Genomic DNA, 15,602 nt, shown 5'->3' on the forward strand with positions numbered 1-15,602 from the left:
TTCGGGCGGTCAGGCGTTAAGCCCCGCCTCCGATGCGCTATCTCAGCACGCGCGGCGCCGCGCCGATCCTCGATTTCGAAGCCGTGACGCTCGCCGGGCTCGCCAGCGACGGTGGCCTGTACGTGCCCGAAAGCTGGCCGCAATTCTCTGCCGACGAGATCGCGGCGCTTGCCGACCTGTCCTACGTCGAGACCGCAGTGCGGATCACCCTGCCATTCCTGGGCGGCGCGCTGACCGAGGACGAGCTGCGCAGCCTGCTGACCGAGGCGTATGCCAGCTTCGACCATGCCGCGGTGACGCCGCTGGTGCAGCTCGATGCGCGCCACTGGCTGCTCGAGCTGTTCCACGGCCCAACCTATGCCTTCAAGGATGTCGCGCTGCAGGCGATCGGCCTGTTGTTCGAGCGTTTCCTCGGCCGCCGCGACGAGCATCTGACGATCATCGGCGCGACCAGCGGCGATACCGGGTCGGCAGCGATCGCCGCACTTGCCGGGCGCGAGCGGCTCGACGTCTTCATGCTCCATCCCGAGGGGTTGGTCAGCGACGTCCAGCGCCGCCAGATGACGACGGTGATGGCGCCGAACGTCTACAACATCGCGGTTCAGGGCAATTTCGACGATTGCCAGGGCTTGGTGAAGGCGATGTTCAACGATCCCGCGTTCGCTAGCCGTTTCCACCTGTCGGCGGTGAATTCGATTAACTGGGCGCGGCTGCTGCTGCAGATCGTCTATTATTTCTACGCCGCCGTCCGCCTCGGCGCGCCCGGGCGGCGGGTCAGCTTTTCGGTGCCGACAGGCAATTTCGGCGATGTCTTTGCAGGGTACGCTGCGGCGAAGATGGGCCTTCCGATCGACCGGCTGATCGTCGCCACCAACGTCAACGACATCGTCGCGCGCGCGCTGGGGCACGGCGATTATTCGCGCGGGGTGGTGACCGCGACCTCGACGCCGTCGATGGATATCCAGGTCAGCTCGAACTTCGAGCGGCTGTTGTTCGACCTGCACGGGCGCGACGGGGCAGGGTGCGCCGCCGCAATGGCCGGGTTCGAGCGCGACGGGCGGCTGACGCTCGACGCGGCACAGCGCACGCAGGTCGCGACGCATTTCGACGCGGCGCGGATCGACGCCGATGAGCTCGCGCTGACCCTGCGCTGGGCGCACGACCGCGCCGGGCAGATCCTCGACCCCCACACCGGGATCGGACTAGCGGCGGCACGCGCCGCCCCCGGCGACGGGCCGGTGGTGACGCTGGCGACCGCGCACCCGGGCAAGTTCCGTGACGCCGTCGAGCGCGCCACAGGCGTCTGTCCGGGCCTGCCGCCGCGTGCGCAGGGGCTGTTCGACCGGGAGGAGCGCTACGACGTGCTGCCGAACGACCTGAGTGCCATCGAAGCGTTCGTCGCCGTGCGGGCGACACCGCGGTGACCCCGGTCACCACCCTCGCCAACGGCCTGCGCGTCGTCACCCGCGCGATGCCGCACGTCGAGACGGTCGCGGTCGCGCTGCACGTCGACGCGGGCGCGCGGCACGAGGGTGCGAACGTCAACGGCGTCGCGCATCTGTTCGAGCACATGGTGTTCAAGGGTACGCAGAGCCGTGACGCGCGTGCCATTGCCGAGCAGATCGAGGACGTCGGCGGGTCATTGAACGCTTACACCGCGCGCGACATGACGGTCTTCCACGCGCGGCTGCTCAAGGCCGATCTGGCGCTGGGGGTCGAGGTCATCGCCGACCTCGTGACCAACCCGCTGTTCGACGACGCCGAGACGGCGCGCGAGAAGCAGGTCGTGCTGCAGGAGCTCGGCGAGGCGCGCGACACGCCCGACGACATCGTCTTCGACCATCTGCAGGAGGCCGCATTCGCCGGCCAGGCGCTCGGCCGCTCGATCCTCGGGTCGGACGACAGCATCGCGGGGCTCGATGCCGGCGCGCTGCGCGACTGGCTCGCAGCGCAGTACCGCGGCGGCGGCTGTGTCCTCGTCGCGGCGGGCGCGGTCGAGCACGACGCAGTGGTGGCGCTGGCGGAGACCTGGCTCGGCGGGCTGCCGGCGGGAACGCGCGAGGCGACGACGGCGGCGACCTTTACCGGCACCGCGCACCACGACCGCCGCAAGTTCGAGCAGGCGCACCTGACCCTCGGCCTGTCGGCCCCCGGCCACGGCGACGCGAGCCATGATGCCGCGATGCTGTTCGCGCAGGCCGCAGGCGGCGGCGCCTCGTCGCGGCTGTTCCAGGAGGTGCGCGAGGCGCGCGGGCTGGCATATTCGGTATTCGCGAGCACGACGCCGTACGCCGACACCGGGCTGTTCTCGGTCTATCTCGCGACCGCCAAGCGCGACGCGGCGCGCGCGCTGAAATTGACCGAGGACGTGCTCGCGGCGACCGCGACCGGCCTCGAACAGCCCGAACTCGACCGGGCGCGCGCGCAGGTCCGTGCCGGGCTGCTGATGGCACTCGAATCGCCGGGCGGCTGGTCGGAATATCTGGCACGCTCGCTGCTGGTGCACGGGCGGGTCGTGCCCCCGGCGGAGGTCGTCGCGCGCCTCGACGCGGTGACCGTCGACCAGGTCCGCGCGGTCGGCACCGCAATGCTGAGCGGCCCCCGCGCGCGCGCCGATGTCGGGGCACCGCTGCTGAAGGCGGCGTGAGGTGCAACTCGAAACCCTCATCGCCGAACCTTGGGACGACTTCGAACTCCTCGACTCGGGCCACGGCCGCAAGTTCGAACGCTACGGCCCCTACCGCTTCATCCGCCCCGAGCCGCAGGCGCTCTGGGCCCCCGCGCTCGCCGACTGGCCGGCCGACGGCGAGTTCGTCGGCGGGTTGGAGGAGGACGGCGGCGGGCGCTGGAACCTCGCCCCCCACGTGCCGCCGTCGTGGCCGCTCGCGCGCGGGCCGCTCAAATTCCACGCCGCGAACACGAATTTCCGCCACCTCGCCTTCTTCCCCGACATGGCGGCGCACTGGGACTGGATGGCGGCGCGCCTTGGCCCCGACACGAGCGTCCTCAACGTCTTCGGCTACACCGGCGTCGGCAGCCTGGCGTGCGCGCAGGCGGGCGCCGCGGTGACCCACGTCGACGCGTCGAAGAAGGCGGTGGCCAGTGCCCAGGCGAACCAGCAGCTGTCGGGCATGGGAGCAGCACCCATCCGCTGGCTGACCGACGACGCGCTCAAGTTCATGCGGCGCGAGGTACGGCGCGGGCGGCGCTACGACGGCATCATCCTCGACCCGCCGAAATACGGCCGCGGCCCCGACGGCGAGGTGTGGGAGCTGTACCGCGACCTGCCCGAACTCGTGGGTTGCGCGCGGTCGCTGCTCGACGCCGACAGCCGCTACCTCGTGCTGACGGTCTACGCGATCCGACTGTCGGCGGTGGCGATCGCCGAGCTGGTGAAGGCGCATTTCGCCGACCTCGGCGGAACGATCAGCGCGGGCGAGATGACGATCCGCGAAGGCGGGGGGCGGCTGCTGCCGACCGCGATCTTCGTACGCTGGGAGCGCTAACGCCGCTCGCTCGCTAGCCGCGACATCAGGATCGCGGCGCGCTTCGCCTGGGTGAAGATGCTGGGGATGTCGACCGTCTCCTCGGGCGAATGGTCGCCGGTGCTCGTCGGCCCCAGCCCCACCAGCCCGTCGACGTCGGCCGCGACGAAGGCGATGTCCCCCGCGCCGCGCTTGAGCGGGTCGAGCTCGGGCATCTCGGGCAGGGTGAGGTCGCGGTTCACCACGTTGAGCTTCGCCAGCAGCGCGCGGTTGCCCGCCGTCGGCGCCATCGGCGGATAGCCTTCGTCGAAGTCGATCTCCGCCCCCGTCAGCGGTGCATGGCGCGCGACGATCGCGGTCATCTTGGCCTTCACCCGGTCGGTCTGCTCCTGCGAGAGCGTGCGGAAGTCGCCGCGCGCCACCCCCGTGCCGGGGATGATGTTGGGCTTGCCGGTCGCCGTCGCGCGTGTCTTCGCTTCGTCGAGCGCTGCGGTCGCGCCGCCGGCGATCAGTCCGACGTTGAAGGTCAGATTGGGCTCGGGCAGCTCGGCGCGGAAGGCGGCGACGATTCGTGCCAGCTCGTTGACCGCGCCGTCGCCATACTCGGCGTTGAAGATCAGGCTCGAATGGCCCGACTTGCCGGTGGTGCGGAGCGTCCAGCTGTTCGACGAGCGCCGCGCGATCGACCCCATGTCGCGCCCGTCGATGCGCACCAGCCCCTCGAAGTCGAGCGCCGCGTCGGCGCGCTTGCCCGCCGCGATCAGGTCGGCGCGCGCCGCCTCAATGGGCTTGCCGGTGCTCTCCTCGTCGCCGGTCAGCACGATCTCGAGGTTCGCGGTCTTGAGCGTCCCCGCCGCCTTCATCGCGGCGAGCGCGCCCAGCATCGTCACCATGCCGCCCTTGTCGTCGGCGACGCCGGGGCCCTGCGCCTTGTCGCCGTTGCGGACGTACTTCTGGAAGGGCGAGTCGGGTTCGAACACCGTGTCGAGGTGGCCGATCAGCAGCAGGTGCTTGGTCCCCGCCTTGCCCGCGTTGGTCGCGACCAGATGCCCGGCGCGCCCGGTCTGGGTCAGCGGGATCCAGCGAGTCTTGAGCCCCAGCGCATCGAGCTCGCGCCGCATGATGACCCCGACCGCGGTGACGCCCGCGATGTTGTTCGACCCCGAGTTCTGGTTGACCAGCTCCTCGAGCAGCGCCAGCGACTTCGCCTGTCCCGCATCCACGGCCGCGACCATCTTCGCCTCGGGCGGTGCCAGAACCGCAGCGGCAGGCGAGGCGAGTAGGGCGGCAAGCAGCAGGGTGCGGATCATGCGCGCCTTCTAGGTCGTGCGGGCTTGTATGGAAACGTCTGCTTTGGATGGATAGCGGACATGGCCCTCTGATCCGTCTTCCTGTAAGTTGGGACACAACGGCAGGAGAGGCGATGACTGAGCAGCGACTCCTTTCTTGGGTTCCATGCCCGCTCGTTAAAGGTAGGACATCGTCCTTCGGTGATATGAAGATCGAGAGCGCAAATAGTCAGACGATCGATCTCACCCTCCCATACGAGGAAGGCAAACTGATAATCCACTTCAATGATGTCAGAGCGTTCGCTACGAGTTGGGACGGCGACCCTAATCCGTTCGTAACTAACGAAGAAGCGATGCAGCGTCCAAGCGACTTGCTGCGCGTCGAGCGATCTCGCTGGTTAGCTTCCGAGCATTTCTGCTTAGATGTTGAAAGCAGCGTAGAGGTGCGTAACGATCCGTGGCAGCACTTTTACATTCTTGCGCAGGATCGTTGCGTCCATATCGCAGCACGGGATGACATCGTAGCGAATTGGTCCTCTGGGTCATGGATAGGTGGGGCGGGAAACTGGACATTCTGTCCCTCAGCATGATGTCGCACGTGGGCGCTAGCTGCCGCCACGCTCCGCCGCAGGGATGATCCCGTCGGCCAGCAGCCGGTGCAGCGACTGCACGTGCCCGCCGTCGCGTGCGGCGTTTGCGACCGAGGTCATGACGACCGTCAGTTGCAGGTCGGGCACGACATAGATCATCTGCCCCCCGTACCCCCAGGCGAAGCGGACCGGATGGCCGCGCATCTCGGTGAGGAACCAGCCATAGCCATAGCTCTGCCCGCTCCACGGCGAAACGGTGCGCGGCGTCCAGCTCTCGGTAATCCAGGCGGCGGGCAGGATGCGCCGGCCGTCGATCGCGCCGCCGCGCCGGTAGAGTTCGCCGAAGCGAGCCATGGCGCGCGGGCTGAGGCGCATCTCGTTCCCGCCGAAGTAGATGCCCTGCGGATCGGCCGACCAGCTCGGGATGGTGATCCCCAGCGGCTCGCCGAGCCAGGCCCGCGCGTTTGCCAGGGTGCTGCGGCCCGACGCGCGGGTCAGCAGCGCCGACAGGAGGTGGGTCGAGCCCGTCGAATACAGCATGGCACCGCCGGGCTCGTCGACGAAGGGGCGCGACAGCGCGTAGCGAACCCAGTTCGGGCTCGACACCCAGCGACCGTAATATTCGCCCGACGTGCGCTCCAGCCCGGCCTGCATCGACAGGAGGTTGCCGACGGTCAGGCGGGCAAGGCGCGGATCGGGATCGTGGGGAGCGTCGGCGCGCAGCACCGGCAGGACCGGCTGGCCCGCGCCTTCGAGGACGCCGCGGGAGATGGCAATGCCGACCATTGCTGAAATCACCGACTTCGACGCCGACTTGATGTTGACCGGCACGTCGAGCGCCGGCCCGCCGTTGAAGCGCGCCTCGGTGAGCGGGGTGCCGTCGCGCAGGACCACGAGCGACTGCAGGCGTGGCAACCGGCGTGCGGCCTCCAGCGTGGTCGCCATCGTCGCGGCGTCGAGTCCGCGGGTCGGCTGGGTGCGCGCCTGCGGCACGGCCACCTCGGCGCGAGGCTCGGCGGAGCCACAGGCCGACAGCAGCAGGAGAACGACGAAAATGACCCTCATCACGAGGATATAGGGTCGGGGCGCCGGGCGCGGAACCCGGCGGCCCCTGCGCTACTCCGCCGCGAGGGCCAGCGCGGGCGCCGCCTGCGGCCCGCGCACCAGCCCGCCGGGCAGCGCGCCGGTCGGCACGCCGTCACGGAAGGTGACCTCGCCGTTCTTGATCGTCAGGCGATAGCCTTCGGCGCGCTGCAGCAGGCGCTTGCCGCCGGCGGGCAGGTCGAACGCCATCCACGGGGCGCCCAGCTTCAGCGCGCCCATGTCGATCACGTTCAGGTCGGCGCGGTAGCCGGGCGCGATGCGGCCGCGGTCGTGCATGCCGTACAGGCGGGCGGTGTCGCTGCACTGGCGCTTGATCGCCTGTTCGAGGGTGATCGTCCCCCGCGCCCGGTCGCGCACCCAGTGCTGGAGCAGGTAGGTCGGCGACGCCGCGTCGCAGATCGTCCCGCAATGCGCTCCGCCGTCGCTGAGCGAGATCACCGTGTCGTCGCGCTCCAGCAGCCCCTTCACGAAATCGAGGTTGCCGTCGGCATAGTTGAGGATCGGGAAATAGATGAACCCGGTGCCGTCGCCCTCCATCAGCAGGTCGTAGGCATAGTCGGCCGGGTCGCGGCCTGCCGAAGCCGCAAGCGCGGCGATGGTGCGCGACTGCGGCGGCTCATAGTCGAAGCCCGGCTCCATCGCGAACTGCAGGCCGAAGCCCATCGCGACGGCATGAAGCAGCGGCAGCACGTCTGACTCGGGGAACACCGGTGCCTCGGCCAGCATCCGCGCCTTGAACTCAGGATCGCGCAGCCGGGCGAGCTGCTCGTCCCACGGCAGCGCCGCGATCTCCTGCCAGCCGGGCTTGAACAGGAAGGGGTGCACCGTGCCGCGCCAAGCCATCAGGATGCCGGTGCCGCGCAGCGCGATCTGCGCGACGATGTTCGCGCCTTTCGCGTTCCACTCAGCGGTCGCGGCCATCTGCTCCTGCCAGGTCATTTCCTTGGCGATCGACTGGAGCATCGCATAGGTCACCGGCAGGCCGGTCTCGCGGCTCAGCTCGCCCATCCAGCCGAACTCGTCCCATTCGTACTTCAGGTCCGACGCCATCTCGAACACGCCGTGCCCGGCGCGGCCCATCGCGCGGCCGATGCCGATCAGCTCCTCCTTGGTCGCCGTCGTGCCGGGCACGAGGACGCCGTCGACCGACTTGTGCAACACGGTGCGCGACGTCGAGAAGCCGAGCGCCCCGGCGCGCAGGCCCTCCTCGACGATGCGGCTCATCTGCGCGATCTCGTGCTCGGTCGGTGCCTCGTTGTTCGCGCCGCGCTCGCCCATCACATAGGCGCGCACCGCGCCGTGGGGGACGTGCGTCGCGACGTCGATGGTCCGCGGCCGCGCCTCGAGCGCGTCGAGATATTCGGGGAAGCTCTCCCAGTTCCACGCCATGCCCTCGGCGAGCGCCGTGCCGGGAATGTCCTCGACACCCTCCATCAGGCCGATCAGCCACTGGTGCTTGTTGGGCTTGGCGGGGGCGAAGCCGACGCCGCAATTGCCCATCACGACGGTGGTGACGCCGTGCCAAGCGGAGGGGGCCATCTCCGAATCCCACGTCGCCTGGCCGTCATAATGGGTGTGGATGTCGACGAAGCCCGGCGTGACGTGCAGGCCGGTCGCGTCGATTTCCTCGCGCCCCGCCTGGGTCACGATGCCGACTGCCGAGATGAGCCCCTTGTCGACCGCCACGTCGCCGACGAACGCGGGCCGTCCGCTGCCGTCGACGATCGTCCCGCCGCGGATCACCATGTCGTGCATCGTCGACTCTCCCCAGAGTTTCGAGGAGGCTAGCACAGGCCGCTTGACGCGCGAAACGACGCGCATAGAAAGAACAGATGCGAAACATCATTCTAGCGGCGGCGCTGATCGCCATGCCCGTGGAGGCAGCAGTGCAGCATGCGACGGGGACATTCGAGGTCAAGATGACGCCGCGGACGGGCGACCTGCCCGAGGGGCTGGCGCGCATGGTCAACATCAAGACCTTCGCAGGCGGCTTTGCCGGCGCGTCGTGCGGCGACATGCTGACGGCGATGGGCGGCGTCGAGGGGTCGGCGGCCTATGTGCTGATCGAGCGGCTGACGGGCACGCTCGATGGCAGGTCGGGCAGCTTCGTGCTGATGCACAGCGCGACGATGGACCGGGGCACGCCCGACCAGCGGATCACCGTCGTGCCCGACTCCGGGACGGGGGCGCTGACGGGGCTGAAAGGGGCGATGACGATCCGTATCGAGGACGGGAAACACTTCTACGACCTGGCGTACGAGTTGCCGAACTAACTCACGGCACGAACACCAGCTTCGGCCCCGGATCGGTCATCGCGTCGGCCGCGTCGTCGAAGCGCAGCGTCCGGTGGCGGACGAGGTCGGGCCTGAGCCGTCCTTGCGCGCAGCAGTCGAGGACTGCGGGCAGATGCGCGCGTGCGTCGGCGCGGCTCGTCTCGAAGCGCAGGCCCTTGTAATAGGCCTCGGTCAGCGGGACGGGCGTCGTCGCGCCAAGATGGATGGCGACGCTGGTCAGGCTGCCGTTGCGCGCGGTCGAGCGCACCGCGAAGGCCAGGGCGGCCGGGCTGCCCGCCGCCTCGCAGACGATCTCGAACTGCTCGACGGGGTCGCGGTCCGCCAGCGGCGCGGCGTCGGCGCCGAGCTCGACCGCTCGTGCGCGCCGGCCGGCATCGACGTCGAGATACAGCACGCGCCCCGCGCCGAGCGCCACTGCAGCACCCGCCGCGTACAGCCCGACGCTTTGCGCGAGGCCGCCGATCACCAGCACGCTCGCGCCCGGCCGGGCCGCGAGCTGCGGCGCGACGGCGCGCCAGCCATCGGGGATATTGTCGGCTGCACTCGCCGCAGCGACGGGGTCGAGGCCCTTGGGCAGCGGTACGAGCATGTGATCGGCGAAGGGCACGTGCATCAGGTCGCTCAGCGCGCCGCCGCGGTCAGGCCGCCCGGGCCGGCCGAGGCCGTAGGCGGTCAGCCAGGGATAGGCGTCGCACGTGCCGGTCAGCCCGCGCCGGCAGTTGTCGCAGCGCCCGCACGACAGCTGGAAGGGCACGACGACACGCTGGCCCGGCGCGACGCCGGCCGCATCGCCCGCCTCGACCACCTCGGCGACGGCCTCGTGCCCGAAGGCGAACGGCCCTGCGAACGGCACGACGCCGGTCGCGATGTACAGGTCGAGATCGCAGCGCGCGACGGCGATCGGCCGGACGATCGCGTCGGTGTCGGCGGCCAGTCGCGGCGCGGGCACGTCGCGCCATTCGAAAGCGCTGGGCTTCAGAAAGTGCAGCGACCTCACCGCGCGCCCGCCGCGGCGTTGGCGCCGTCGAGGACGATCGGCACATCGAAATAGCTGACACTGGCGGGCTGACCCCAGCGCTTCTGCACGCCGGCGCGCCACGCCTCGGTGTAGAAGGCCTCGGCTGCGGCGCGGCTGGTCCAGAGGTAGATGCCCCCGGCGCGCTTGTCGTCGCCGATGGTGTAATATTTGCGGATCAGGCCGGGGATGGCGCGGTACTGCGGCTGCGACGCGTCGAACAATTTCTCCAGCGCGGCGCGGTCGACCGACGGCGGCACGGGGATGGCGACGAGCGTCGCGACGGGCGCGGCGGCGGCGGCAGGGACAGCGAGCAAAGCGGCGATCAGGACGGGCAGGGCGCGCATGGCGGGTCTCCTCGGTTAGTGTCCGCACGCTAGCGCCGGCGCTCGAGCGCGCCACGGCGATTGACGCAAACCAGTTTGGCGCTCACGCAAAAGCGATGGATATGGACGCGGTCGCCACGCTGATCGGGGTCGGGCGCGGCGGCTCGCTGAGCGCCGCGGCGAAGCAGCAGGGAATCGCGGTCTCGACTGCCTCGCGGCGCATCGCGGGGCTCGAGGCGGCGCTGCACCTGACCTTGCTCGACCGCCGCGCCGATGGGGTGCGCCTGACCGCCGATGGCGCGCGGATCGCGGCGCTTGCCGAGCCGCTCGGCGACCAGCTCGCGGCGATCGAGCGCGCGGCAGCGGCCCTGCGTGCCGGCGGCGGCCCGGCGGTGGTGCGCGTCTCGGCGACCGAGTCGGTGATCGGCGACGTCCTCGCCCCGGCGCTGCCCGCGCTGTGGGCGGCGTCGCCAGGCATCGGCGTCCAGCTCCAGTCGCAGGCCGAGGTGGTCAGCCTCGCGGGGAGAGACGCCGATCTGGCGATCCGCATGAGCCGTCCGCAGGGGGCCAGCCTGCTCGCGCGGCGGCTCCCCGAACAGCGGCTCGGGCTGTACGCATCGCGCATCTGGCTGGCGGGGCGGGACCCGGCGTCGATCGATCTCGCGGCCAGTCCGCTGCTCGCCTACGACGACAGCTTCGGCCGCCTGCCCGAGCTCGCGTGGCTCGACCGGCTCGGCCTTACTCACGCCATCGCACTGCGCACCGGCAGCACGCGCGCGCTGGTCACCGCGACGGTCGCGGGGGCGGGCATCGGCCTGCTCGCGCCGCTGTTCATCCGGCCCGAGCATGAACTGGTCGAAATCCCGAGCGGCGGCGACGCGCCGGTGCGCACCCCCTGTCTGGTCAGCCACCGCGACGTGCGGCGCGTCCCCGCCGTCGCCGCGGTGCACCGCTGGATCGTCGCGACTTTCGCGGCAACGCGGGGTTAGAGTCGCGCTCAATTGCGCAGGCACGGCGGCAGGTCTAGGACGCCGGAATGACCACAGATCACGACCTTATCGAGACCCGCGCCCAGCTGATCGCGCCGTTCGAGGCGGGGTGCAAACCCGCCGACGCCTGGCGCATCGGCACCGAGCACGAGAAGTTCGTCTACCGGCTCAGCGACCATGCCGCGCCGTCGTACGATGAGCCCGGCGGCATCCGCGATCTCCTGACTGGCATGGAGGCGTTCGGCTGGGAGCCGGTACGCGAGGGCGACACGGTCATCGCGCTGAAAGGCCCCGACGGTGCGATCAGCCTCGAGCCCGCCGGACAGTTCGAGCTGTCGGGCGCACCGCTAGCCGACATCCATGCGACCTGCGCCGAATCGAATCGCCATTTGCGCCAGTGCCGCGAGGTCGGCGAGCGGCTGGGGCTGGGGTTCCTGGGCCTCGGCTTCTGGCCCGACAAGCGCCGCGACGAGCTGCCGGTGATGCCCAAGGGCCGGTACGAGATCATGCGCCGCCACATGCCGCGCGTCGGCGGGCTGGGCCTCGACATGATGCTGCGCACCTGCACGATCCAGACCAACCTCGACTATGCATCCGAGGCCGACATGGTGATGAAGTTCCGCGTCTCGATGGCGCTGCAGCCGCTCGCCACCGCGCTGTTCGCCAACTCGCCCTTCACCGAAGGCAGGCCGAACGGCTTCAAGAGCTTCCGCAGCCATATTTGGACCGACACCGACCCGGCGCGGACGGGCACCTTGCCCTTCGTGTTCGAGGACGGCTTCGGCTTCGAACGCTATGCCGATTATGCCCTCGACGTGCCGATGTACTTCGTCTTCCGCGACGGCAAGTACATCGACGCGGCGGGACTGAGCTTCCGCGACTTCCTCGCCGGCAAGCTGAGCGTGCTGCCCGGCGAATTGCCGCGTGCCAGCGACTGGGTCGACCATCTGTCGACGGCGTTCCCGGAGGTGCGGATGAAGTCCTACCTCGAGATGCGCGGCGCCGACGGCGGGCGCTGGGACCGGATCTGCGCGCTGCCCGCGCTGTGGGTCGGGCTGCTCTACGACGCCGATGCGATGGCGGCGGCGTGGGACGTCTGCAAGCGCTGGACGCCCGCCGACCACGACCGGCTGCGCGCCGAGGTGCCGCGCCTCGGGCTGCAGGCTGCGAGCCCCAATGGTGGCACGCTGCAGGATCTCGCGAAGCAGGTGCTCCACATCGCCGATGCCGGCCTCGCCCGCCGTGCCCGCCTCAACGGCGCGGGCGACAGCGAGCAGGGGTTCCTGGGCGTCCTGCACGAGATCGCCGACAGCGGCTGCACCAACGCCGACCGCATGCTGACCGCTTATGAGGGCGAGTGGGGCGGCGACGTCTCGCGGCTGTATGCGGCGGAGAGCTACTAATTCGCGTCGTCTTTTGGTGCGATAACAGACAAACCAAATAAATATTGATGCAAATCAGATAAAACGCGCACGTAACATCTAACTTTGTCGAAAAGCGCACGTTCAGTCCGGGTCATCCACTCAGGAGCCCAAGTCGATGTTCATGCATAACAAACGCCTGATGTACACGGTTCGCGTCAGCGAGCCCAATCCCGGCCTTGCGTCGATGATGCTCGAACAGTTCGGCGGCGCCGACGGCGAGCTTGCGGCAGCGATGCGCTATTTCACCCAGGCTCTCGGCGAGGAGGATGCCGGTCGCAAGGACCTGCTGATGGACATCGCCACCGAAGAGCTGAGCCATCTCGAGGTCATCGGGTCGATCGTCGCGATGCTCAACAGGGGGGCGAAGGCTCAGCTCGCCGAGGCGCAGCTCGAGGAGAACGAACTGTACCTGACGATGAACCAGGGCGGTGCCAGCCACATCTCGAACATCCTGTACGGCGGCGTGCCGCTGACCAACTCGGTCGGCCTGCCGTGGCGCGCCGAGTACATCGACTCGCGCGGTGATCCGACGTGCGACCTGCGCTCGAACATCGCCGCCGAGAGCCGCGCCAAGATCGTCTACGAGCGGCTGATCGCGATCACCGACGACCCCGGCATCAAGGACGCGTTGAGCTTCCTGATGACGCGCGAGATCGCCCACCAGAAGTCGTTCGAGAAGGCGCTCTATGCCATCGAGGACAACTTCCCGACCGGCAAGCTGCCGGGCATGCCCGCCTTCACCGACAAGTTCATGAACAGCTCGCAGGGTCCGGGCGACACCGAAGGTTCGTGGAACACGGGCCCCCAGTGGGAGCGGATCGACGACTATGATGACCAGATGGCGGTCGACGGCGGCGACGGCACGGCCAGCGTCAATCTCGGCGCCAGTGATCTGGCGGCAGTCGAGAAACTGGCACTGCGCACCAAGTCGATGCCGGACGAGGACCCGGTGACGGGTGTCGACCTCGGTGCGGGTCCCGGTGCGGGCGCCACCACCGCGATCCGCCACTGACCCCTAGCTGCGCCGCGCCGCGGCGTAGAGTGCGATCGCCGCGGCGTTGGAGACGTTCAAGCTCTCCATCGCCGCGCTGATCGGCAGGCGCGCGATCTGGTCGCAATGCTCGACCGTGTTGTGGCGCAGTCCCTCGCCCTCGGCACCGAGCACGAGGCAGGGCCGCGTGTCGGCGAGCGCCTCCTCGAGCGTCGCGGTTCCCTCGCCGTCGAGGCCGATGCGCCAATAGCCTGCATCCCCAATCTCTCCGAGCGCACGCGCGAGGTTGACCACCCGGCACCACGGCACGGTTTCGAGCGCGCCGCTCGCCGCACGCGCCAGCGAACCCGATTCGCTGGGCGAGTTGCGGTCCTGCGTGACCAGCGCCACCGCGCCGAAGGCCGCTGCCGAACGCAGGATCGCCCCGACGTTGTGCGGGTCGGTGACCTGATCGAGGACGATCAGCGGACGCTTGCCGGTGTCGGTGGCGAGGATGTCGCCGAGGTACGGGCCTTCGAGCGGCTCGACCTCCAGCACCAGCCCTTGGTGCGGCGCATCGGCGGGCACCAGCCGCCCCAGGTCGCCGTCGTCGCCGAACTGGACGTTGAAGCCCTTCGGCAGGTCGTAATCGGCCTGCAGCAGCTTCATCGCATTGTGCGTCGCGTGCAGCTTGCGGTGCACGCGCTCAGGGTTCGACAGCGCGGCGATGACCGCGTGGCGGCCGTAGATGCGCGGGTAGGGGCTGCGTTGTCCGGCAGCGTTGCGGGGGTGTGGTCTTCTGCCCATTGGCGGCGTGTAGCCTGCTAGCCGTTGACTATCCATCGGCCTTTCGCCACTAACCCGCCTCCGCGCATGCCAAGGCGCGGATCCCGTGGAGGGGTGGCCGAGCGGTCAATGGCAGCAGACTGTAAATCTGCCGGGTTTTCCCTACGTTGGTTCAAATCCAACCCCCTCCACCATTTGCCTCTCAATTCGCCGGAACGACGCGGTCGCGGCCCATGCGCTTGGCGGTGTACAGCGCGGCGTCGGCACGCTGGATGATCTCCGTCGGCGCTTCGTCGGCGCGGGCGAGCGCGGTGCCGGCTGAAAAGCTGATCCGCCCCATGCTGCTGCCGTCGTCGCTGCGCCGGATGATCCGCGCTGTCAGGCTGGCCCGCGCCCGGTCGACGATGCCGGTCGCGTCGGCCAGGCGCGTGTCGGGCAGCACGACGACGAACTCCTCGCCGCCCAGCCGCCCGACGACGCCGGCGGGCGCGACCGACTGGCTGAGATGCTGCGCGACGTAGCGCAGGACCTCGTCGCCCATGACATGGCCGTAGCGGTCGTTGACGCGCTTGAAATGGTCGATGTCGACCATCGCGATGCTCAGCGCCGAGGCGGCTGCGCTCGCCGCCGCCTGCGCCGCTTCGAGCCGTTTCAGCGCGCCGCGACGGTTGAGGACGCCGGTCAGCGGGTCGGTCACCGCGGCGGTCTCGGCGGCGCGCAGCCGGTCGTGCAGCCGGCCGGTCTCCTGCGCCGCGTCGGCGAGCTCGTGGTTCAGACGTGCGGTCGCCGCGATCATCGTCGCGGTCGCCGCGCCCAGCTGCTCGATCAGCCGCGCCAGCGCGACGACACCGAGTGGATCGGGCGCACCCAGCGCCACCTTGCCGGCAGCGAGCACGCCGCCATAGGTCGCCAGCTCGGTCACACCCGCGCTGAGCCGCGCGCCGAGCGCCTCGGCTTGGCAGTGTGCCGCCTCGACAAGTGCCGCGACCTCGCCGGTCGGCTGGTCGCCGCAATAGGCCTGGCGCAGCGCATAGACGGTCGCGAGGTCGAAGGTGCCGAGCGCCATCGCGGCCGCCACCGCTGCCGACAGCACGGGGTCGTCGCCCTCGACGTGGCGCAGCAGCAGGTCATAGACGGGCGTCTCGGGCGGCAGGCCGGTGGCGACGAGCAGGTCGCGGATGCGGTCGAACAGCGCCAGCCGCGGATGGCCGAGGCCGCTGCTGTCGCTCCCTTCCGCAAGCGCGGTGGCGCCGTCGCGCCCCGCCGTCCATGTCTGGTCCATTGCCGGTCCCTTCCCGCAGCCTGTGCTACGGCAGCGGGCAGGCGGGCT

14 protein-coding genes and 1 tRNA gene are annotated in these 15,602 nt (G+C 69.8%); 8 read left to right on the forward strand and 7 right to left on the reverse strand.

The window, feature by feature from the left end; all coding sequences use genetic code 11:
• The first annotated feature begins 32 nt into the window (after positions 1–32).
• From thrC to FMM06_RS04210, 3 genes are read left to right on the forward strand one after another with little or no spacing between them, the layout of a single operon-like run.
• On the forward strand, positions 33–1,424 hold the full coding sequence (thrC, locus tag FMM06_RS04200) for a threonine synthase (protein ID WP_143554928.1): 1,392 nt from the start codon (positions 33–35) through the stop codon (positions 1,422–1,424).
• Positions 1,421–2,647, forward strand: a complete 1,227-nt coding sequence (locus FMM06_RS04205) for a M16 family metallopeptidase (RefSeq protein ID WP_235889060.1) — start codon at positions 1,421–1,423, stop codon at positions 2,645–2,647. The genes thrC and FMM06_RS04205 overlap by 4 nt, the downstream gene beginning before the upstream one ends.
• 1 nt (position 2,648) lies before the next feature.
• The gene (locus FMM06_RS04210) at positions 2,649–3,506 is read left to right on the forward strand and encodes a class I SAM-dependent methyltransferase (RefSeq protein ID WP_143554929.1); all 858 of its coding nucleotides are present in this window, start codon (positions 2,649–2,651) and stop codon (positions 3,504–3,506) included.
• Here FMM06_RS04210 and FMM06_RS04215 read toward each other — a convergent pair.
• The 3 genes from FMM06_RS04215 to FMM06_RS04225 all read right to left on the reverse strand — a co-directional run bounded on the left by FMM06_RS04215 (position 3,503) and on the right by FMM06_RS04225 (position 8,223).
• A complete protein-coding gene (locus tag FMM06_RS04215; protein ID WP_143554930.1) occupies positions 3,503–4,795 on the reverse strand; it encodes a M20/M25/M40 family metallo-hydrolase in 1,293 nt (430 codons plus the stop codon). The two genes, FMM06_RS04210 and FMM06_RS04215, sit on opposite strands and share 4 nt — an antisense overlap.
• 584 nt (positions 4,796–5,379) lie before the next feature.
• On the reverse strand, positions 5,380–6,429 hold the full coding sequence (locus tag FMM06_RS04220; protein WP_143554931.1) for a serine hydrolase domain-containing protein: 1,050 nt from the start codon (positions 6,427–6,429) through the stop codon (positions 5,380–5,382).
• 51 nt (positions 6,430–6,480) lie between these two features.
• Positions 6,481–8,223: an N-acyl-D-amino-acid deacylase family protein gene (locus FMM06_RS04225; RefSeq protein ID WP_143554932.1), complete on the reverse strand. Its 1,743-nt coding sequence runs from the start codon at positions 8,221–8,223 to the stop codon at positions 6,481–6,483.
• A gap of 77 nt (positions 8,224–8,300) precedes the next feature.
• Here FMM06_RS04225 and FMM06_RS04230 point away from each other — a divergent pair, with 77 nt between their 5' ends.
• Positions 8,301–8,741, forward strand: coding sequence for a DUF3224 domain-containing protein (locus tag FMM06_RS04230; RefSeq protein WP_143554933.1), 441 nt, complete (start codon positions 8,301–8,303; stop codon positions 8,739–8,741).
• Between the two features lies 1 nt (position 8,742).
• On the opposite strand, the gene FMM06_RS04235 is transcribed toward FMM06_RS04230, so the two are convergent.
• Positions 8,743–9,759: a zinc-dependent alcohol dehydrogenase gene (locus FMM06_RS04235; protein ID WP_207790235.1), complete on the reverse strand. Its 1,017-nt coding sequence runs from the start codon at positions 9,757–9,759 to the stop codon at positions 8,743–8,745.
• Positions 9,756–10,124 carry a hypothetical protein gene (locus tag FMM06_RS04240; protein ID WP_207790236.1) on the reverse strand — a complete coding sequence of 123 codons (369 nt, stop codon included), beginning with the start codon at positions 10,122–10,124 and terminating at the stop codon, positions 9,756–9,758. Before FMM06_RS04240 ends, FMM06_RS04235 begins: the two co-directional genes overlap by 4 nt.
• A 101-nt stretch (positions 10,125–10,225) precedes the next feature.
• Between FMM06_RS04240 and FMM06_RS04245 the strand changes: the two genes are divergently transcribed.
• The 3 genes from FMM06_RS04245 (at position 10,226) to FMM06_RS04255 (ending at position 13,528) form a co-directional block, all read left to right on the forward strand.
• Positions 10,226–11,092, forward strand: a complete 867-nt coding sequence (locus FMM06_RS04245; RefSeq protein WP_185965032.1) for a LysR family transcriptional regulator — start codon at positions 10,226–10,228, stop codon at positions 11,090–11,092.
• A gap of 47 nt (positions 11,093–11,139) precedes the next feature.
• A complete protein-coding gene (locus FMM06_RS04250; RefSeq protein ID WP_143554935.1) occupies positions 11,140–12,495 on the forward strand; it encodes a glutamate--cysteine ligase in 1,356 nt (451 codons plus the stop codon).
• A gap of 142 nt (positions 12,496–12,637) precedes the next feature.
• Positions 12,638–13,528: a manganese catalase family protein gene (locus tag FMM06_RS04255; protein ID WP_235889061.1), complete on the forward strand. Its 891-nt coding sequence runs from the start codon at positions 12,638–12,640 to the stop codon at positions 13,526–13,528.
• Between the two features lie 3 nt (positions 13,529–13,531).
• Here FMM06_RS04255 and rlmB read toward each other — a convergent pair whose 3' ends face one another.
• Positions 13,532–14,293, reverse strand: coding sequence for a 23S rRNA (guanosine(2251)-2'-O)-methyltransferase RlmB (gene rlmB / locus FMM06_RS04260; protein WP_143554937.1), 762 nt, complete (start codon positions 14,291–14,293; stop codon positions 13,532–13,534).
• An 87-nt stretch (positions 14,294–14,380) separates the two neighbouring features.
• Here rlmB and FMM06_RS04265 point away from each other — a divergent pair.
• Positions 14,381–14,466: transfer RNA gene (locus FMM06_RS04265), tRNA-Tyr, on the forward strand.
• A gap of 8 nt (positions 14,467–14,474) precedes the next feature.
• Here FMM06_RS04265 and FMM06_RS04270 read toward each other — a convergent pair.
• Positions 14,475–15,554, reverse strand: a complete 1,080-nt coding sequence (locus FMM06_RS04270) for a GGDEF domain-containing protein (protein ID WP_143554938.1) — start codon at positions 15,552–15,554, stop codon at positions 14,475–14,477.
• Positions 15,555–15,602 lie beyond the last annotated feature (48 nt).

This window comes from Glacieibacterium frigidum, from assembly GCF_007097155.1.
Lineage (GTDB): Bacteria > Pseudomonadota > Alphaproteobacteria > Sphingomonadales > Sphingomonadaceae > Glacieibacterium > Glacieibacterium frigidum.